This window comes from Acinetobacter sp. AB03 (genome assembly GCF_058107045.1).
Genome location: NZ_JBUEBA010000002.1, coordinates 513,179 through 532,506, shown reverse-complemented (window position 1 = coordinate 532,506; position 19,328 = coordinate 513,179). Strand labels below are relative to the sequence as shown.

Below are 19,328 nucleotides of genomic sequence, written 5' to 3'. Positions count from 1 at the left end.
AACCCGATCTTAACGTTTGTCGAGTGGCACCCAGTCAATCACCCATGCGGACTTCATACCCAGGCTCGCATCTGCAGTAATCTTCTTGCGGGCTGCATCGGCAGTATCACGGTCTTTAGATGGCCCCACCATAATCCGTACGCCTTTAGAGGTTGGACTTTTAGTGACCTTATAGCCCTTGGCACGAAGTTTCGCCGCCAGTGCATCCGCATTGGCTTCATTGGCAGCCAATGCCACCTGTACCATCCACTGCTTATCGCCATGTTCAAGCAAATCACGTGCTTTTTCAGCTTCCGCCTTTTTCTTTGCTTCATCAGCTTTACGCTTTTCATCTGCCTTACGTTTATCTTCCGCTTTTTTCTCAGCATCTGCTTTACGTTCGGCTTCTTTTTTCGCTTCAGCCTTACGCTCATCTTCTGCTTTACGTTTAGCCTCAGCTTCTCGCTTAGCTTTATCTTCAAGTGCTTGCTTTTCTGCTAAGGCTTTTTGCTCAGCCAGTTTTTTTGCAGCCGCTGCTTTTTCAGCTTCAGTACGCGATTGCAGCTTTTGCTGTTCCAACTTCTTTACTTCAGCGGCTTTATCCGCAGCAAGTCGCTGTTGCTTGGCTTTTTCATCTTCAACCAATTCTGGTGGAATGTTGTCCGAGCTTTGCTGTGCAGCATTACGGTGCGCATTCAACGCGGCATATTCTTCCGCTGCTTTACGTGCAGCATCTGCTTCGGCTTGCTGTTGCATTGCTAAAAATTCGGCCGCACGAGCTTCTTGTTCAGCAACCGATTTTTCACGTGCTACACGTTGTTGTTCCAGTAAACGCTTTTCTGTTTCAACATCAACCGTTAACGGCTGAAGTTGAACCAACTCACCTTCGGCATTACGTTGCACATTTTGTGTGACTAGCTCTGGTGTTTTAATATTATTTTGATGTATTTCTTCTTTGCCTTTAAGCAGTAATGCCGCCAAAAGGACACCACCACCTAATAAAACAACGCCACCCATCCAACGTTGTTTGCTATTCATTGACATTCTTCCAAATACTCCCATACCGCTTCTAAGGTATGAAATGAACCACATACCAAAATCAGCTGATTATTCTTTGTTTCGTCGAGCGCTGATTTAAAAGCCAATTTCACACTGTCAAAGTGCTGCACATGTTGCCCTTGCAGCGCTTGATCCAATTGTTCAATTGGAGCTGCACGCGGGACAGTTAATGCCGCAATTTTCCACATTTGTATGGAATCTTTCAATAACTCTGTGACAGATTTCACATCTTTATCTGCCAACACCGAGAAAACACTGACTACTTCAGTGTACTGTTTATTGTATTTTAGGAAATTTCGCAATTGATTTAATAAAAAAGCAACACCATGCGGGTTATGCCCTGCATCAAAAATTACCGTTTTGTTCTGTATTTGGCGAATTTCAAAACGACCTTGCAATTTTGCATTTTGAATTCCTTCAGAAATAGCCGCTTGAGTGACAGTTAAACCACTCAATAAAACAGCAGCAACAGCTGTTGAAATATTCTCAACCGCCAATGTGCCGAGAGGTAAATTTAAAGTAGTGCCGCTGGATGCAAACATCCATGACTGACCATGCTCACTGCGTTGATAAAAATAGTCACGATTCACTGCATAAAGTTTTGCAGCACAAGCATCCGCTTTATCGATAATCGCTTGAGGGATTTGTTGTAAGCCGCCAAACACCACAGGAATATTGGGACGGATAATGCCTGCCTTTTCAAAGGCAATCTTTTCAATGGTATCGCCCAGCCAGTCAGTATGGTCTAAACCAATATTGGTGATCACCGCAACATCGGGTTCAATCACGTTGACCACATCTAAGCGACCGCCCAGACCGACTTCAAGGACCCAAACATCACATGCTTGGTCTTTAAAAATGACAAAAGCCGCGAGTGTGGTCGCCTCAAAGAACGAGAGGCTTAAATCACAATCACGGCGCGCTTGATCCACTTGTACAAAAGCATCGACCAAGCTTTGGTCATCGACCTCTACACCACGCAATTTGACCCGTTCATTAAAACGGTAAATATGTGGTGACTGATACAATCCCACCTTATAGCCTTGCGCATTTAAAATGGCAGCCAATGTAGTGGTGGTCGAACCTTTTCCATTGGTTCCCGCTACAGTTAAAACTTTGGCATCGGGACGTGTCACACCGAGCTTTTCAGCTACAGGAATGACCCGTTCCAATCCTAAATCAATCCCCGTAACGTGAACATGGCCCCAATAATCGAGCCATGTTTCTAAAGAGTCTGTTGCAAGTGGTGCTGTGTTCAAGACAAATTCATCAGTTTCGCGACAATACGATAAACTGTATCACGTAATGCGTGACGGTGAACAATTTGATCGATTACACCATGATCAAGCAAGTATTCCGCACGCTGGAACGGCTCTTCTAGCTTTTCACGTACCGTTTGTTCGATCACGCGTTTACCTGCAAAACCAATCATCGCTTTCGGCTCTGCAATATGTACATCACCGAGCATTGCTAAAGATGCCGTTACACCGCCGTAAACTGGATGCGTCAACACCACCAAATATGGCAGACCCGCGTCTTTCATTTTTTGGATGGCCGCTGAAGTACGCGCCATTTGCATCAAAGACAACATGCCTTCTTGCATACGTGCACCGCCTGAAGCAGCAAAGCAAATCAGAGGTTGTTTGTCCGCAATGGCTTTTTCAGCCGCTTGCACAAAACGGTCACCAACAACCGTACCCATTGAACCACCCATGAAGTCAAATTCAAAGGCACAGGCAACCAAAGGAATACCTTTAAGTAAACCTTGCATCACCACCAAGGCTTCAGTTTCACCTGTTTTGGTCTGTGCTTCACTCATACGCGCTGGATATGGCTTTGAGTCGACAAATTTCAACGGATCTTTGGCTTTAAATTCTTGTCCCAATTCTGTTTGCACTTGGTCAAAGAACCAATTCAAACGATCACGGGCTTTCATACGCAAATGTTCATCACACTGAGGGCAAACATACGCGTTAAATGACATTGCAGTACGTGTAACAAGTGCATGGCACTCAGGGCATTCAATCGTTGGTTCTGTAAACGTCGCCTTGAGTGAGGTTTGCTCATCAGGTACTTGAATACCGGGTACACCACGTTCAGTCCATGGCGTCGATGGGCTTAGGATTTTCCCTGATTTAACATCTTGACTCATACTAACTCATCGAGCGCTGCTCGAAGCTCCTTGACTTTATTAACCGTTTCAACCACGGCTTGTTCTGGTGCTAAGCTTGCAAATTGCTTAACAAAAGCACTACCAACAATCACAGCATCAGCCACTCCGCCCATTGCTTTGGCAGATGTCGCATCACTGATCCCAAAACCAACACCGACAGGAATATCTGTTTCTGCTTTAATTTTTGCAATTCGGTTTGCAGCTTCAGCAACGTCTAAAGTTGCTGCACCTGTGACCCCTTTTAAAGACACGTAATAGATGAAACCACTCGCTTGTTTCACCACATGTTTAATGCGTTCGTCCGTTGAGGTTGGCGCTAGTAAAAAGATTTGATCCATATCAAATTGCTTCAATACAACATCAAGCTCTGCTGCTTCTTCTGGTGGTAAGTCCACCAGTAGAATGCCATCGACACCACATGCATGCGCAGTCGATACAAACTTTTCATAACCAATGACTTCAACAGGATTCAGATAACCCATCAATACGACTGGGGTCTCTTGATCCTTTTGACGGAACTCTTTGACCATATTCAAAGCATCTAAGGTATTGGTACCACCTGCCAATGCGCGTTCTGCAGCAAGGGCAATCACAGGACCATCTGCCATAGGGTCTGAAAATGGAAGACCGAGTTCAATCACATCTACACCCGCCTCAACCATCTGATGTAACAAAGGAACTGTTACCTGTGGATGAGGGTCACCAGCCATAACATAAGAAACCAAAGCTTTACGCTGTTGAGATTTAAGCTGTCCAAAACGAGTGGCTAAACGTGACATAGGGTTGTGCTTTCCTTAACTTGTTTAAAATTAAAACTACTGAGGAGTTGGCTTTGTAAAAATACAAGACGCTGCATTGTAACGCTATTTTTTACTCATTGAATAGAGCACATCGCGTTCGCGTTCCAATTCATTTTTCGTCAAATATTTTCAGAACAACCGTAAAGCACCATTTACTGATATTTCGGTTTTTTTCTCAATGATCAAAGATGCCTAATTTTAGGAAATACCAAAATGTCTAAGTTTTAGATAAACTTATTTTTATTTGAAAAAAAATGATAAAAATAGACGGCTTAGCTTTTACATTTAAAGTTTTATGAAATAGCAAAACCTGCATTATACTACGCACATTCTTTCATTTCCCTATCTCCTATGACCACCGATAACTCAGGTTTAGTGCAAGCACGTGCGCTTGCGCTGTTACCGCTTATTGTTTTTTTAGCCATTTTCTTAGGCAGTGGTATTTACCATTCTGTGATTGGAACCGAGTTTGCGTTCTATCAAATGAAAGCGCCTGTTGCGGCCATTCCTGCCATTATTTTGGCGGTGTTGATTTACCGCGGTGAGCTAAATCAAGGCATCGAAACCTTTCTGCGCGGTGCAAGTCACCCGAACCTCATCTTAATGTTTATGGTGTTCATGCTGGCAGGTGCATTTGCCAGTACCACCAGCGCCATTGGTAGTGTCGATGCCACAGTGCAAATGGGCTTGTCTGCGATTCCACCAGCCTTTGTGTTACCGATGCTATTCATTATTTCAGCGTTCATTGCAACAGCAATGGGTACCTCAATGGGCACCATTGCGGCCTGTGCACCGATTGCCTTTGGTTTCTCTCAAGCCACCGATATTGCTGCTGTCTATGCCATAGGTGCGGTCGTGGGCGGTGCGATGTTTGGTGACAATCTTTCAATGATTTCGGATACCACCATTGCAGCCACCACCAGTCAAAAAGTTCAACTTCGAGACAAGTTTCGCGTCAATGTCTGGATTGCAGTACCTGCGGCTTTAATCACAATCGCGATTTATGTCTTTAGCATCCATCAAACCGAAACCATTCAATCCAAAGACTTTAACCCTTGGCTAGTATTGCCCTATGTGGTGGTGTTTTTCCTCGCATTCAGTCGTTTACACGTGCTTGCGGTACTTACAGTCGGTGTAGTGCTCTCTGGGGTGATGGGACTGATTACACAGCCAGAATTTACGGTCATTCAACTCAACACAGCCATCTATGATGGTTTTGTCGGTATGTTTGAAGTCGCTTTACTGTCGATGTTCTTGGGCGGTCTTTCGACCATTATGCAAAAAGAAGGTGGACTCGACTGGCTTATTCAACGCATTTACAGCCTCACCCGTTTATTTAAAGTTGGTCGTGAGCGCGCAGGTGAAATCGGATTAAGCTTTTTGGTGGTTTTCTCCAACATTTTTGTGGCCAACAACACTGTAGCGATTATTTTATCGGGCGATATGGCGCGTGAAGTCGCTAAAGAATATGGCGTAGACCCAAAACGTGCAGCCGCTTTGCTCGACATCTTTTCATGTGTTGTACAAGGGCTTATTCCCTATGGTGCACAACTTCTATTGGCCTGCTCAATTGCAAAGCTTTCACCAGTTGAACTCATCGGCAGCATTTACTACTGTTGGATACTAGCAATCTTTGCCATCCTTGCGATTGTATTCCGTTTTCCACGACTGAAATCAGTCTGATCATTTCATACATTTCAGTGCCTCTCCAAAGGCGCTTTTTTTATGCCAGCTGTTATTTCAGTTGTCGTTTCAACTGTAATAAGGTCTGTCCACTGTGCTGTTTATAAGCACGCGCTAAAGCTGACTGTCCCGAATAGCCGAGTTGTAAAGCAATTTCAGTTAAACTCAAACCTTGTTGTAAGAGATATTCACATCGTTTCATGCGCTCTGACTCAAGTACTTGCTTAAATGAACTATCCCAGTCTTGCAACTGGCGTTGTAAGGTCCGCGTTGACAGGTGTAATTCATTGGCAATCTGTTCAATTTTAGGAGCTTCCGCATGTGCCTTAAGATAATCAGCCACGGCGCTATGAATCTGTTGCAATACGCTCTCATAACGAGGCTTGAGGGCAATTGCTACCTCTGCTTGTTTCAGTAAAAGCTGCGTTAAAGAAGGATCAGCAAAGCCCGATTTTAAAGTCAAACTGTCCGCACTCATCACATAGGCATAGCAGGCTTGATTAAAGCTCACTTCACAGCCATAAAATTTTTGATAATGATACTGTGCCATCTGGGCTGGATGCGCCATTTGGATTTTTAAGAATTGTAATTGATCGGGGAAAATTTTCTTGGCCAAATGCACAATGGATGCCATGGTCATTTCATTCAGTGAAGCATATTTCTCATTGAGAAAAGGCCAAGTCAGCCAAATTTCATTGCCCCATTGCTGCATCTGCATGGGACTAGCTTCTGCCCCATCAATCACCAAACGACTAAAGCGCATCACATAACTCAGTGCTTCAGCCATGCTATTACTGCGTGTGGCCATATAACCTAAAACACCAAAATGCTCAGGTTGAATAAATTTTGCCATCTCCATAATCAACTGAGGACAATCCAACTGTTCTCGCGTCAGTTGCAAAATCGTTTGAAAGAAAGAAAATGGTGATTGGGTATCGATTGACAGTTGTAATACATGCTCCAATTCATACTGATATTGCGCTAAAAAACCGAGTTGATGAAAATCGATTCCTTGCTCTATAAGATACATATTCCAGAGCTGAAAATAACCATTGGGGATTTGTAATTCTTGCATGACGGCCTACCCGCTATTTGACATGCGATATTTTCACATTGGCGTAAAATGTATAAAAAATGGCAATATCTGTCAAAACAAACTGCATTTTCTCCGACATACTGCAATCATCCAAGGCAAATGAAGTAAAACAAAATGAATGCCATTATTACAGCCCCTATTGAACCGATTGTGCGAACCCAACTTAATTTTAAGCTCGATGAAGTGCCCCGTTTTTGGTTTGGCGGTGACCCATTTCGGACGCGCATGTTCGATGCACTCAGCCTCACTTTCCCCGATGGAGAACGCTATTTTATTCAAAGCGTGCGTTTGTTTAGGGACCAAATTACAGACCCAAGCTTAGCGGCTCGTGTCAGTGATTTTATTAAACAGGAAGCACAGCATGGCATTGCCCACGACAAAATGAATCAGGTCATGCGAGAACAAGGCATGCCTGTTGATCAGTTTATTCAGCGTTTAAATAAAATCTTTGAGTTCGAATTAAGCAAACGCTCGCCGCAGTACAACATTGCCATGACGGCTGCGGCAGAACATTTAACCGCACTGATGGCCGAGACTTTTTATAGCCATAAAGCCACGTTGGCTGAAGCTCATCCCTATGTACGTGCTTTATTTGCATGGCATGCCATTGAAGAAATGGAACACCGTGATGTGGCGTTTGATGTGATGAAACAAGTCGGACATGTACCTGAAGCGACGCGTCTATTTGCATTGGCCTTTACCACGGTGATGATGTTTGGTTTCACCACTTATCGTGCAGATGTCATGCTCAAGCATGATGGCTTTAGCCGTATTCAACGCTTGCAAATGATGCGTAAAGGGCTGCCTTGGTTCTTTGGGGAAAAAGGGATACTGTCACGGATGCGTGGTCAATATCTCGATTGGTTTAAGAAAGACTTTCATCCCAATCAACATCCAGTGATTGAACAGTACGATGTTTGGATCGATACCCTAGCAGAAAGTCATGACCCGATTTTAGCAAGTGAAGCTTTTTGGCAAGCAGGGAAATAATTCAGTAAGCGCAACAAATATACACTTTGGATGAGTTTAGGTATCATACGCCATCTTAAAACATGGGCATATGAAGTTGAATTTGTATGTCCGATTACATCCGAAGTTAAAAATGTCGTTTAAATTCAAACTCCGCGTTCTTGGTTATCTGATCATGGTCAATGCAGTGATCTCGATGCTCATTGCTTGCAGATATTTCCTGTATTTATCTGAGTTTCCAACAGATTTACTGGGATTCAGTTTCTTATTTACTGGAACATTCTCGCACATGACTGTGCTTGCGTCCCTGATTGGCTTGATCTTGATTCCGAGCTTATTTCTACCCAATACGCTACGCCATATTACGCAAGCAAGTATTGCTAGCTTGGCACTCATTGCACTGATCATAGATACTTTCGTTTATGCACAGTACCGTTTCCATATCAATACCGTCATGCTGGAGCTGGTGATGTCAGGTCAGGTTGTGAGTTTCTCACTCTCAACATGGCTGATGGTCATTGCTGCGATTACCTGTATTTTTGCGGCACAATTTTACTTGATCCGATTCTTAGAGAAAAAATTACCCACTTTTTCATGGAGCATTGGTAAAAAGTTTACAGGCTTAGTGTTTGTCGCTTTACTTTTAAGTAATGGTATTCACGTTTGGGCTGCAGCACATGTCTATCAACCTGTGACCATGACACAACGCTATTTACCGATGTTTTATCCGATGACCTCGAATAAAACCATGAAAAAGTACGGCTGGATTGATGAAGAAGCCTTAGAAAAACAAAAGGCTATGTCTTTAGAACGTAAAAGTGACCTGAATTATCCGCTGACGCCGATTGTTGGAGAAGCTCCAAAGCAACCCACCAATATTATGTTTATCGTGATTGATTCTTGGCGTGCAGACACATTTAATGCAGACAACTCACCAAACTTGTGGAGTTATGCGCAGAACGGAAAGATTTTTAATCAACACTATTCAACAGGAAATGCCACACGCACAGGTATTTTTGGGATGTTCTATGGTATTCCTGGTACTTACTGGCATGGCATGATTGTGAACCGCCAAAGTCCAGTATTTATTGACCGTTTGCAAGCACTGAATTATCAACTCGGTTTATTTGCTGCTGCCAAATTAACCAACCCTGAATTCCACGAAACCGCATTTTCAAAAGTGCCAAATTTACGTATTGGTTCTTCTGGCAAAGTGGCGGGGGGTATAGATGAAGAACTAACGCAGGATTGGTTAAAGTGGTATGAAAAAAGAGATCGAAACAAACCGACCTTTTCATTTTTATTTTACGACTCCCCACACGGATACAGCTTCTCTAAAGACTATCCACACCAGTACAAACCTATGCTGGATGAGGTTAATTATCTCAAGTTAAGTAATGATTCTGATCGTTCATTAATGATGAATCGTTATAAAACCAGTGTGCACTACGTCGACAGCATTGTGAAACAGGTTTTAGATAAACTAAAAGAAACGGGTGATGCAGAAAACACATTGGTCATCATTACTGGCGACCACGGACAAGAGGTGAATGATAATCTTCAAAACTTCTGGGGACATAATGGTAACTTTACCGACCCTCAAGTCAAAGTTCCTTTTGCAATCATTGGTCCGAAGATTCAAGCTGATAAACTATGGAATAACCAAGTTTTAACTAGCCATCAAGATATTGTTCCAACTCTCATGAAGAACTATTTGGGTGTGACCACAAAAATTCACGACTATTCAGTGGGTGAAGATTTGTTGGGAGCACAAATTCAACGTGATTGGATTTTAACCTCAAGCTATAGTAAATATGGCATTGTTACCCCTAAAAACATCTTAGAAGTGGGGGCTATTGGGCAATTCGAAATCTTAGACAAAAAGAATCAGCCAATGTCAGATCAAGAGCCAAACTATGCTCATGTTCAAGCAGCATTGGAGCAAATTAGTCGTTTTAATAAATAAAGGCAAAAGAAAAACCGGCATGATGCCGGTTTTTTTATCACAAGTGTTTTTACCACTTTGCATAGTGCTGTTCGAGCAGTCCATATTCATTTAGCAATACAATCTCTTGATCACCCTGCTGAATCGTACCGCTAATTTTGGCTTGCCACTGACTAAACTGACTGCCCACGAGACGCAAATTTAGATTTTCAAAACGGCGCCACCCCGTGGTCACGGTTAAATTTAAGCGTTCATCTAGCGAGCGAATGCTCCAACGCCCTTCTTCTTCCATTTGGAACAGAACATCACTCACAGTGTAGAGCTTTCCATTCACCCACAGACAGTTTTCATTGCCAAAACTTTCATTCACACCAGAGGCTAAGTTCAGACCAATACGCTTACCCTGTGCATCCCAAAAACTACAAGAAAGCCAAAACCAAGCTGTTTCCGGTCGGAGGAAACCACAGGTATCATCTAGCGCAGCCAAGGTCCGCTCATTAAACTGAATGATCTGCCCCGCTTTATTGGTAAAAAAACCCTCACACGCTAAGGTGGTCAATTTCTGAGTATAAGTCCAACCATTAATCCCTGTTGGACTACACATACTCAATGGATCAGTACCTGCGCAGAAAATTCGGGCACTCAGCTTAATCTCACCATACTTAGTGACTTGAACATAACGCACCCCATTGGCATGCTGAATTTCAATTTGAAACGGTGAATTTGCAAACACACTTTGGTTATACAAAGGTTGTTCATCTAATACGGTTTTACGCGCCAGAAAATTCACGGCATTCCATTCAAGCACTTCATTTTTAAGATGATCGTAAATATAAACGAAACCATGCCCAGCCCAAGCAATATCAGCGATCGCTAAGCCAATGGTGTAATGCTCATGTTGAATGCTACAAAACTTAAACTTCTTATATTTCAGCTTTTTCCGCCAGCCAGTGAGGACTTCGCCATACGGGGTTTTATACTGATACTTATTTAAATCAATGGTTTTTGGAAGTTCGCTAAACCGACCATAATGTGGTTGTCCGTTGGACTGTATCAAATCCATTGATGCTTTATCCTTAAGCAAAAGTTAATGAATATCCATAGGCATATTATGCCTATAATTTTAATCATGAATAGTATTTAGTTGTTTTTTTCATCAAATTATTCATGAAACTCGTTTTTTCGTTTTAATCCATCTTATGCCAGAAAGAGCGAACCTGTTGATTCTAATTTAACATGAGATATGTATTTTCCCACGTATTTGCATCAAACTCAGCTTCAACCAAAGCCACATAACGCCCATGTACACAATCAATCGAGATACAGTCATCGACTTCTAAAATACGGTCAGTATGTTGCTTTTGCCACTTTTGATCAAAATGTTGTTTGCCAAGTTGTTTGGCTTCTGCGGCATGCGGAGCAACCACGAGTACATAACGATGTAACTCCCCAAATTCATGTGTGTCATACCCACCTAAATTTATGAGCCACAGTTTTTCATCTGTGACTTGAGGCTGTGCATCACTAAACTGTATTTGGTATTTTCTCCCTGCACTTTCAACACCATTCACTTGCGTCCAAGCATCAATATGTAAGCCTTTTTGTTCACCAAACCACGCATTTTTAAGTTGCGGGTAGGTGTCTTGTAATCTGTCAGCGACAGCAAATACAACATCATGAACTTCGGTATTGGCGTGGGCATGGCGACCACCAAGCATGACCATAAATAAGTTGGGCATTCTATTTCCTTTTTTTGACACATTTTTACAGCTAACATGAGATTCACGGAAACGTTATTCGCAATTGTTCGAGGTAGACCACACTGCGAGAGAAATGTTTTTGCAACGATATTAATCACATGAAAGTATAGGACGAGTTTTGCGAATGACAATGCCTTTGGTTACTTTGGGCTTATCCAAAGTAACATTATGAACTCCTTACATTTGAGGTGTAAGCGGTAAGACTCCGTCAAAATACAGATAACGTTACATGACCAGTAAGATAGATTTGACCAGAGCTTTCATTGGGAGGAAATATCTTACTTTTGTTTCGTCAAAAGTAACAAAACCATCTTATTGAGCAGACATTACATCCCTGTAATGCTGCTCAACGGGCAACATCTAGGTCACCTTCACTTATTCATGTTTTGGATAAACGTCTATTTCAAAAAAAATCGTGCTGAATTACTTCAGCACGATTTTTGTAATCTACCCAACCCTCATTTATTAAAAAAGGGGGGGAGGCTTTTCTCTCTTTTTCAAAAGTGGTTAGTGGAGGATTCTTACATCTCAACCATTTCCACGCCATCAATGCGCGCCACAGTCATTAAGTCCTTATCACCACGACCTGAAACAGTCGCAATAATAATTTGATCTTTAGACATGGTTGGCGCAAGTTTAGTGACATAAGCCATCGCATGAGAACTTTCCAGTGCAGGAATAATCCCTTCAATATGGGTTAAATCACGGAAGCCTTGTAAGGCTTCATTGTCATTGATCGGAACATATTCAACACGGTGCATATCTTTTAAGAAGCTATGTTCAGGACCTACACCCGGATAGTCCAAACCAGCAGAAATCGAATGCGTTTCAATGATTTGACCTTGTTCATCCGACATCAAGTAAGTACGGTTACCATGTAAAACACCGACATGACCTGCATTTAACGGTGCAGAATGTTTGCCCGTTTCAATGCCATAGCCTGCTGCTTCAACGCCGTACATTTTCACATCAGCATCATTTAAGAATGGATAGAACAAGCCCATTGCATTTGAACCACCGCCCACACACGCCACTAAAGCATCAGGTAAACGCCCTGCTTGCTCTTGAATTTGTTTACGAGCTTCACGACCAATAATGGATTGGAAGTCACGAACTAACTGCGGATATGGGTGTGGGCCTGCAACCGTACCAATCACATAGTAAGTTGAATCAACATTGGTCACCCAATCACGCATAGCTTCGTTCATGGCATCTTTCAATGTTTTAGAGCCACTTTCCACAGGAACAACGGTCGCACCGAGTAAACGCATACGGTACACGTTCATGGCTTGACGTTTCACGTCTTCAGCACCCATGAATACCACACATTCAAGCCCTAAACGTGCGGCAATCGTGGCCGTTGCTACACCATGCTGACCAGCACCTGTTTCGGCAATAATACGTTTTTTACCAGACAGTTTTGCCAATAGTGCCTGACCAATGGTGTTATTCACTTTATGTGAGCCAGTATGGTTCAAATCTTCACGTTTTAAGTAAATTTGCGCCCCACCCAACTCTTTCGACCATCGCTCAGCATAATATAAAGGACTAGGACGACCTACATAGTAGGCGAGGTCACGGTCGAATTCTGCCAGAAATTGCTCATCATCTTTCATACGGAAATAGAGCTTTTCTAAGTCTTCTAATGCAGCCATTAGAGTTTCTGACACAAAACGTCCGCCATGGATACCGAAATGCCCTTTTGCATCTGGGTATTGGGTATAGTCAATCACATTACTTTGCTGATCCACGATGGACTCCTTGCATGAAGTTTTCTATAAGTTGTTGGTCTTTTATACCTTTAGCGGATTCGACGCCTCCGCTGACATCTACAGCATAAGCCCCAGTCGTCTTTATAGCGTCTTCAACATTAGTTGGGGTTAAACCACCAGCTAAAATCAAAGGAATATCCAGTTTGGGGAATTGTGACCAGTCAAAACTGTGTCCTGTTCCCCCTTTCAGTTCAGGATGCCATGCATCTAAGAGCACTGCGCTTGCCCCTGCCTGTTGAAAGCGTTGAACTTCTGCCACCACATCCATTTCAGATATTACTTGAATGGCTTTATACCAACGGCGCCCAACCTGTGCCGCAATTGCCTGACAGTCTTCTGGTGTTTCATCACCATGAAATTGAATGATATCCAGCGCTACTAGTTTTAACACATCGGCAATGTCATCCGCTGTGGCATTCACAAAAAGCCCAACAGTTTGCACATACGCAGGCACGTGTTGAATCAATTCTTTAGCTTGAGCGGCACTTACATGGCGTGGACTAGGCGGGAAAAATACAAAACCAATTGCATCTGCCCCGGCATTGACCACAGCGTGAATATCTTGGCTACGGGTAATTCCACAAATTTTGGCACGGGTTCGCATAGGTTATGACTCTGGCTCAACCCTATTTATAGCTGATCTATAAATAACAGGGCGAATCATTGTAATGCAATTTTTTCACCTTGCGTAAAGTTCATCCTGAAAAATCTTTACATAGATTGTTTAATTCGCATACAAACCTTATACTTCGCTCAAATGCAATAAGTCTAAGCACTATGCTTTAGGGAAGTTGGTGAGAATCCAACACTGCCCCCGCAACGGTAAAACGAAACGTATATCTTTATAAGTATTTGCACTTACATCACTGCACTCGTGTGGGAAGATGGATATACCAATATTGTTCGCAATATTTATATTTAAGTCCGGAGACCTGCTTGTTGCGCCATTTAACTCAATCATTCACGGGGGGTGAATGTATGGAGCGTAAAAACATGTCTACTCTTTTTCAACCTACTGCACTTGTAGGTGCTATCGCTATTGCGATGGGTTTCTCCGTATCGGCACAAGCAAATACAGATTCTTCTGTCAATGCATCTTTAGAAACTTTAGTGGTTACCGCATCGCGTTCTGAAGAAAAGATTAAAGATGTACCTGCACGTATTAATGTAATTGATCAAAAGACGATCGAAAAAAATCCCACGCTTAACTTGTCTGATCTAATTCAAAAAGATGCAAGTATTTATATCAAACAATCGGGGGGTATTGGACAAGTACCAGAAATCTATCTACGTGGAACGTATCAGCCCCATACACTTGTCTTAAAAGATGGCGCTCGATTAAATAATCAGAATCATTATTCACCTTTATTTTCTGGCTTTATTGATACCAATGATGCACAACAAATTGAAATCTTAAAAGGTCCTGCATCAGTACAATATGGTAGTGATGCAATTGGCGGGGTTATTCAATTAATTTCTAAAAAACCAGAAAAATCAGGTGCTGAATTAACGGGGATTTACGGTGAAAATAATACTTATAAAACGATCGTAAATGCTAATTTAGTTACCAATCAAGGTTTCTATGCTCAAGTTGGTGGACAACGCTTAGAAAGTGATGGTACACCTATCTTCGAAAGCCAATCTAAAAATAAAAAAGCTGGATATGACCAAAAGGGCTACAATGCGAAACTAGGTTATACTCAAAAAGACCTAATTGATACCAGTGTCTCTATTAGCGAAAATAAAGGGACTAATCTTTTCCATTATCTAAGCTTAAACAACGATTCGCCTCGTCAATTTGAGAATCGTGTCATCAATGCCAAAGTTGCTTATAACATTTTGCCTAATTTAGTTTTGAATACGCAATATGCAAATGTTCAAGATAAGCAAGATGTACGTGATTATGGTTCATACTATAATACTGAAAATAATCAAGGTGACTTAAATCTAAAATGGAAATTCACACCGAATCAAAACATTTTAGTTGGTGCAACTTATAATGATGCAAATTTCAAAAGTAATACCATTTTAAACAGTAACCAAAGTGTAGATAGCACGGGTTATTATGTACAACACCAATTTAAAAACGAAAAATTTAATACCCAAGTTGGTGTACGTCTAGAAGATAATGAACGTTTTGGTAATCATACTGTTGGACAAGGCGCTATTCGTTATTTTATACAACCGACAACCAGTGTTTATGCCAATGTTGGAACAGCATTTAGAGCTCCTGCACTTACAGAACTCTATTACTATAGCGAAGAGTCTGATCAATATGGAATCTATCATACTTATGGCAATACCAACCTCAAGCCAGAGGAAAGTATTTCTTATGAAATTGGTTTAGACCATCAGTTTACGTCTGCATTAGCACTCTATTTATCAGCATACAAAACAGATATTAAAAACTTAATTACATCATTCCCAAGTTATGATTCTGCAACAAATATATCAACAACCACTTATGAAAACATCAATAAAGCGCAATTTACTGGTGGTGAAGTTGGTCTTAAATGGAAACAAAATGATCTTTTCTTATCAACTGAATATGCCTATGTAAAAACCGAAAATAAAGAAACTGGTTTAGAAATTGCCTACCGCCCTAAAAATACAGTTACCTTAACCACTGGTTTAGAAAATGCGATTTATGGTGTAAGTGTTTCTGCAATTGCTCGTTCAAACTCGAATGCCAGTAATAGTGAAAATTCTGTAAAAGTACCAGGTTATGCCACTGTTGACTTCAATGCTTTTTGGAACATCAATCCAAATGTAAAACTATTTACCAATATTCAAAATGTAGGTGATGTTAAATATCGTGAGGTATTAAATACTTACCCATCTAAAGATTGGTATATCAACGGCGGTCGCCTTGCTTCTGCTGGAGTCACTTTCCGTTATTAATTTAACTTAAAGCCTCAAAAAACATTTAAAACAGCGCAGTTTATGGATAATGTTCTGACCGACATTATCCTTTTTTATGACTTAAAAATTCTAGGAAAAACTATGGGCCACCGTTTAAGCAAAATTTACACCCGTACAGGCGATTCAGGCACAACAGGTCTTGGCGATGGTTCACGCGTTGCCAAAGATGATTTACGTATCGGCGCTTTAGGCGATGTCGATGAATTAAATTCTTGCATTGGTATTTTACGCGCACAAATTACTATCAGTTCAATTGAAGATAAAGCCGCTTGGGACAAATCTTTAAGCTTAATTCAACACTGGTTATTTGATCTGGGTGGCGAAGTCTGCATTCCAAACTACAATATGGTGTTACCTGTTGCAGTTGAATTTTTGGAAAATGAAATTGACCGTATGAATGAAGACTTGCCTATGCTCAAAGATTTCATCTTACCTGCGGGCACGTTGGCATGTAGCTACGCACACCAAGCCCGTTCAGTATGCCGCCGTGCAGAACGTAGCCTGATGACTGTACATAGCCGCGACCAAAATATTCAAGCCACTTCATTACAATTACTCAATCGTTTATCCGATTGGTTATTTGTCGCTTCACGCACTTTGCAACGTGCCGAAGGTGGTAGTGAAGTACTTTGGCAAAAAAATATTAATGAGACTATTTAAACGTTTCTAAGTTTTTAGAACGAAATAGATTTTTTCGGAGTCTTGCAGTGATCAATTCACTGGAAGGCTTTCTTAGCTTACATTTCTTTCAGGAAAAGTATCCCAAACCATTTGCCAATCGTAAAACTCGTCAAATGCCTTCTCTTATCTTGAATATCACAGAAGCCTTTCATTCAAGTTCAGTTCTGCCTCAAACCATTACGAATCTCATTTACACATATCTGATATCTCCACCTTAGAATCTATCCCCAATCCGATGTTTTTAGCGCTACAATCACGCAAAGACGTATAGATTAGGTTCAATATGAGAATCATCGGACATCGTGGTGCACGTGGTGAAGCCCCAGAAAATACACTCGGCGGTTTTCAATATATTCATGATCTAGGAATACGTGCGGTCGAATTTGATGTTCGTCAGCTCAAAGACCATGAGCTGATCATTATGCATGATGACAACATGCTCCGAACCACAGGTAGTGACCAAGCACTCTACCCATTAAGCAGCACACAACTCGATGCCTATAACCAAGCACATATTTGGCTAGACTGGGAAAAGCAAAGTACGCCAACATTGCTACAAGCCCTCCAGATTATGCAGGACTTCGAACATCTTGAAGTTGAAGTCAAAGCCGTGCAAACACAAGCTGAAGCAGAGCGACTAACACAACATCTCACACAGCAACTTAGAGGCTTTGAACACAGTGCGGTCATCACCAGTTTTGATCTTAAAATCCTACAAGCACTCCAAGATCAACACTCAACATTTAAACGTGGCTTATTGATTGAAGACGATATTCAACATCTTGCGATTGAACAAGCGCTCAAATACGACTGTTGCCAAATCGGCTGGATGAACCAACTGGCAACCGATGACTTGTTAAAAGCCACACAACAAGCAAATTTAGCCATTAGTGTTTGGACAGTGAATGACATCGAGCGCGCCAAACATTTACGTGACTGTGGCATTGATGGATTAATTACCGATTTTCCTAAAATGATGCTACAACATTTGACAGATATACATTGAGCAAGCTAAAGATTTAGTTAAGTTTTACATGAGGAACGCGACTAAAATATTCATTTTTCACTTTGATCACTCTACGACTATAGTGCCTAAAAATGCTTCGATCATTTCGATACCTAAACATTCGTATTCTGTTACTGTTTAGTACAATACATCTGTACAATAATGCTAGTGAATCTCGGTTCGCTCATGCTAATATGATGTAGTTTAATCCATGCAAAAAGTAATGGATTGACCTTCCATTTATACCTCCCAAGGTTTCAGGAGTGCTGTTGGAGATGAATGCTCCCCTACCCAAAGCCCCATTTAACTGGGTTGCAATTTTTGCATTGGTTTTTCTTCCTATTGTGGCTGTGATTGCAATTCCCTTATATGCCTTTCAGCATGATTTTAGCTTAGCTGCTTGGATCAGTATGTTTGTATTACTGGGTATTAGTAGTTTAGGTATTACTGCTGGCTATCACCGTCTATGGGCACACCGTGCTTATGAAGCAAGCTTACCCTTAAAAATCATTTTGATGATTATGGGTACCTTTGCCGTGCAAAACAGTATTTTATTTTGGAGTTCAGGTCACCGTACCCACCACCGCCATGTCGATGATATCGAGAAAGATCCGTACTCGATTAACAATGGCTTTTGGTATGCGCACATGGGTTGGATGCTTCGTGACTATCCATCAGCAGAACCTGACTTTAAAAATGCACCCGATTTACTCAATGACAAATTGGTGATGTTCCAACACAAATACTATGTTCCTTTAGTGATCAGCGTCCACATGGGTATTTTATTACCAATTGGTTGGGCTGTAGGCGACTTATGGGGTGTGTTATTGTTGGGCGGATTAATGCGTTTAATCCTCAGTCACCATGTTACATTCTTCATTAACTCTTTATGCCACATGTGGGGCAAACGTCCATATACAGACGAAAATACCGCACGTGACAACTTCTGGTTAGCCATTGCTACTTGGGGTGAGGGTTATCATAACTACCACCACATTTTCCAATACGACTATCGTAACGGCGTGAAATGGTGGCAATATGACCCAACCAAATGGTTGATTTGGTCATGCTCAAAACTCGGTTTAGCTAAAAACTTACGTCGTATTCCGAGCTTCAATATTAAAAAAGCTGAACTTGCGATGAAGTTTAAATATGCTGAGCAAGACTTAGAAGTTCATGGTCTCAATGTCAATGATGACATCAGCTCTGCGAAAGCTCGTATTGCACAAGAATATGATGCTTTTACCCAAACCTTGAATGACTGGGCAAAATTGAAAGAACAAGAAATTCAAGCCAAGAAAACAGCAGTGGCTGAAAAAATCCATCAAATGGATGAAAAGCTCAAAATTGAGTTTCAGTTAGTCGAACAGCGTCTAGGTCATCACCGTCAAACCTTGACCACACTGATGCGCAGCATTAAAAAAGCCCCTGTTTCTCAGTAATTAATCTCTGATTCAGCATTTCAAAAGAAAGCTCCGCAAGG

General features: G+C 41.6%; 16 protein-coding genes and 1 riboswitch. Of the genes, 7 read left to right on the top strand and 9 right to left on the bottom strand.

Translation table 11 applies throughout. From position 1 onward, the window contains the following. Positions 1 to 9: 9 nt before the first annotated feature. The 4 genes from ACY3FQ_RS02885 to trpA are packed head-to-tail and all read right to left on the bottom strand — an operon-like array spanning position 10 to position 3,990. Positions 10 to 1,023 (bottom strand): SPOR domain-containing protein, encoded by a 1,014-nt coding sequence (locus ACY3FQ_RS02885; RefSeq protein ID WP_489773608.1) that lies wholly within the window; start codon positions 1,021 to 1,023, stop codon positions 10 to 12. Beyond that, on the bottom strand, positions 1,014 to 2,297 hold the full coding sequence (gene folC, locus ACY3FQ_RS02880; protein ID WP_489773607.1) for a bifunctional tetrahydrofolate synthase/dihydrofolate synthase: 1,284 nt from the start codon (positions 2,295 to 2,297) through the stop codon (positions 1,014 to 1,016). Before folC ends, ACY3FQ_RS02885 begins: the two co-directional genes overlap by 10 nt. Then, positions 2,294 to 3,190, bottom strand: coding sequence for an acetyl-CoA carboxylase, carboxyltransferase subunit beta (gene accD / locus ACY3FQ_RS02875; protein ID WP_004697788.1), 897 nt, complete (start codon positions 3,188 to 3,190; stop codon positions 2,294 to 2,296). The genes folC and accD overlap by 4 nt, the downstream gene beginning before the upstream one ends. Further along, the gene (gene trpA, locus ACY3FQ_RS02870) at positions 3,187 to 3,990 is read right to left on the bottom strand and encodes a tryptophan synthase subunit alpha (RefSeq protein WP_004983629.1); all 804 of its coding nucleotides are present in this window, start codon (positions 3,988 to 3,990) and stop codon (positions 3,187 to 3,189) included. Before trpA ends, accD begins: the two co-directional genes overlap by 4 nt. Before the next feature lie 372 nt (positions 3,991 to 4,362). Here trpA and ACY3FQ_RS02865 point away from each other — a divergent pair, with 372 nt between their 5' ends. Then, positions 4,363 to 5,694, top strand: a complete 1,332-nt coding sequence (locus tag ACY3FQ_RS02865) for a Na+/H+ antiporter NhaC family protein (protein WP_234304517.1) — start codon at positions 4,363 to 4,365, stop codon at positions 5,692 to 5,694. A 52-nt stretch (positions 5,695 to 5,746) separates the two neighbouring features. Here the strand turns inward: ACY3FQ_RS02865 and ACY3FQ_RS02860 are convergent, their stop codons facing one another. Further along, positions 5,747 to 6,769, bottom strand: coding sequence for an AraC family transcriptional regulator (locus ACY3FQ_RS02860; RefSeq protein ID WP_489773606.1), 1,023 nt, complete (start codon positions 6,767 to 6,769; stop codon positions 5,747 to 5,749). Positions 6,770 to 6,904: 135 nt separating this feature from the next. On the opposite strand from ACY3FQ_RS02860, the gene ACY3FQ_RS02855 reads away from it, so the two are divergent. Together ACY3FQ_RS02855 and ACY3FQ_RS02850 are read left to right on the top strand one after the other, a co-directional pair. After that, positions 6,905 to 7,780 (top strand): metal-dependent hydrolase, encoded by an 876-nt coding sequence (locus ACY3FQ_RS02855; RefSeq protein WP_428870044.1) that lies wholly within the window; start codon positions 6,905 to 6,907, stop codon positions 7,778 to 7,780. A gap of 112 nt (positions 7,781 to 7,892) precedes the next feature. Next, the gene (locus ACY3FQ_RS02850) at positions 7,893 to 9,725 is read left to right on the top strand and encodes a DUF3413 domain-containing protein (RefSeq protein WP_489773605.1); all 1,833 of its coding nucleotides are present in this window, start codon (positions 7,893 to 7,895) and stop codon (positions 9,723 to 9,725) included. A 49-nt stretch (positions 9,726 to 9,774) separates the two neighbouring features. Here the strand turns inward: ACY3FQ_RS02850 and ACY3FQ_RS02845 are convergent, their stop codons facing one another. The 4 genes from ACY3FQ_RS02845 to ACY3FQ_RS02830 form a co-directional block, all read right to left on the bottom strand. Further along, positions 9,775 to 10,767, bottom strand: a complete 993-nt coding sequence (locus ACY3FQ_RS02845) for a DUF2804 domain-containing protein (RefSeq protein WP_159153230.1) — start codon at positions 10,765 to 10,767, stop codon at positions 9,775 to 9,777. A gap of 163 nt (positions 10,768 to 10,930) precedes the next feature. After that, the gene (locus tag ACY3FQ_RS02840; protein WP_428870046.1) at positions 10,931 to 11,443 is read right to left on the bottom strand and encodes a DUF1543 domain-containing protein; all 513 of its coding nucleotides are present in this window, start codon (positions 11,441 to 11,443) and stop codon (positions 10,931 to 10,933) included. Positions 11,444 to 11,985: 542 nt separating this feature from the next. Then, on the bottom strand, positions 11,986 to 13,215 hold the full coding sequence (gene trpB, locus ACY3FQ_RS02835; RefSeq protein WP_058870266.1) for a tryptophan synthase subunit beta: 1,230 nt from the start codon (positions 13,213 to 13,215) through the stop codon (positions 11,986 to 11,988). After that, positions 13,199 to 13,840 (bottom strand): phosphoribosylanthranilate isomerase, encoded by a 642-nt coding sequence (locus ACY3FQ_RS02830; RefSeq protein WP_428870047.1) that lies wholly within the window; start codon positions 13,838 to 13,840, stop codon positions 13,199 to 13,201. Before ACY3FQ_RS02830 ends, trpB begins: the two co-directional genes overlap by 17 nt. A 143-nt stretch (positions 13,841 to 13,983) precedes the next feature. Next, positions 13,984 to 14,190: riboswitch (cobalamin riboswitch) on the top strand. Positions 14,191 to 14,229: 39 nt separating this feature from the next. On the opposite strand from ACY3FQ_RS02830, the gene ACY3FQ_RS02825 reads away from it, so the two are divergent. The 4 genes from ACY3FQ_RS02825 (at position 14,230) to ACY3FQ_RS02810 (ending at position 19,287) form a co-directional block, all read left to right on the top strand. After that, on the top strand, positions 14,230 to 16,137 hold the full coding sequence (locus tag ACY3FQ_RS02825; RefSeq protein ID WP_428870329.1) for a TonB-dependent receptor plug domain-containing protein: 1,908 nt from the start codon (positions 14,230 to 14,232) through the stop codon (positions 16,135 to 16,137). 102 nt (positions 16,138 to 16,239) lie between these two features. Further along, a complete protein-coding gene (locus ACY3FQ_RS02820) occupies positions 16,240 to 16,818 on the top strand; it encodes a cob(I)yrinic acid a,c-diamide adenosyltransferase (RefSeq protein WP_428870330.1) in 579 nt (192 codons plus the stop codon). Between the two features lie 304 nt (positions 16,819 to 17,122). After that, a complete protein-coding gene (locus ACY3FQ_RS02815; RefSeq protein ID WP_428870048.1) occupies positions 17,123 to 17,845 on the top strand; it encodes a glycerophosphodiester phosphodiesterase in 723 nt (240 codons plus the stop codon). 275 nt (positions 17,846 to 18,120) lie between these two features. Continuing rightward, positions 18,121 to 19,287, top strand: a complete 1,167-nt coding sequence (locus ACY3FQ_RS02810; RefSeq protein ID WP_428870049.1) for an acyl-CoA desaturase — start codon at positions 18,121 to 18,123, stop codon at positions 19,285 to 19,287. The last annotated feature ends 41 nt before the right edge of the window (positions 19,288 to 19,328 follow it).

Bases quoted from the DNA above. Each gene is read 5' to 3' on its own strand.
- ACY3FQ_RS02885 (WP_489773608.1), bottom strand. From the start codon at position 1,023: ATGTCAATGAATAGCAAACAACGTTGGATGGGTGGCGTTGTTTTATTA.
- accD (WP_004697788.1), bottom strand. From the start codon at position 3,190: ATGAGTCAAGATGTTAAATCAGGGAAAATCCTAAGCCCATCGACGCCA.
- trpA (WP_004983629.1), bottom strand. From the start codon at position 3,990: ATGTCACGTTTAGCCACTCGTTTTGGACAGCTTAAATCTCAACAGCGT.
- ACY3FQ_RS02865 (WP_234304517.1), top strand. From the start codon at position 4,363: ATGACCACCGATAACTCAGGTTTAGTGCAAGCACGTGCGCTTGCGCTG.
- ACY3FQ_RS02860 (WP_489773606.1), bottom strand. From the start codon at position 6,769: ATGCAAGAATTACAAATCCCCAATGGTTATTTTCAGCTCTGGAATATG.
- ACY3FQ_RS02855 (WP_428870044.1), top strand. From the start codon at position 6,905: ATGAATGCCATTATTACAGCCCCTATTGAACCGATTGTGCGAACCCAA.
- ACY3FQ_RS02850 (WP_489773605.1), top strand. From the start codon at position 7,893: ATGTCGTTTAAATTCAAACTCCGCGTTCTTGGTTATCTGATCATGGTC.
- ACY3FQ_RS02845 (WP_159153230.1), bottom strand. From the start codon at position 10,767: ATGGATTTGATACAGTCCAACGGACAACCACATTATGGTCGGTTTAGC.
- ACY3FQ_RS02840 (WP_428870046.1), bottom strand. From the start codon at position 11,443: ATGCCCAACTTATTTATGGTCATGCTTGGTGGTCGCCATGCCCACGCC.
- ACY3FQ_RS02830 (WP_428870047.1), bottom strand. From the start codon at position 13,840: ATGCGAACCCGTGCCAAAATTTGTGGAATTACCCGTAGCCAAGATATT.
- ACY3FQ_RS02825 (WP_428870329.1), top strand. From the start codon at position 14,230: ATGTCTACTCTTTTTCAACCTACTGCACTTGTAGGTGCTATCGCTATT.
- ACY3FQ_RS02820 (WP_428870330.1), top strand. From the start codon at position 16,240: ATGGGCCACCGTTTAAGCAAAATTTACACCCGTACAGGCGATTCAGGC.
- ACY3FQ_RS02815 (WP_428870048.1), top strand. From the start codon at position 17,123: ATGAGAATCATCGGACATCGTGGTGCACGTGGTGAAGCCCCAGAAAAT.
- ACY3FQ_RS02810 (WP_428870049.1), top strand. From the start codon at position 18,121: ATGAATGCTCCCCTACCCAAAGCCCCATTTAACTGGGTTGCAATTTTT.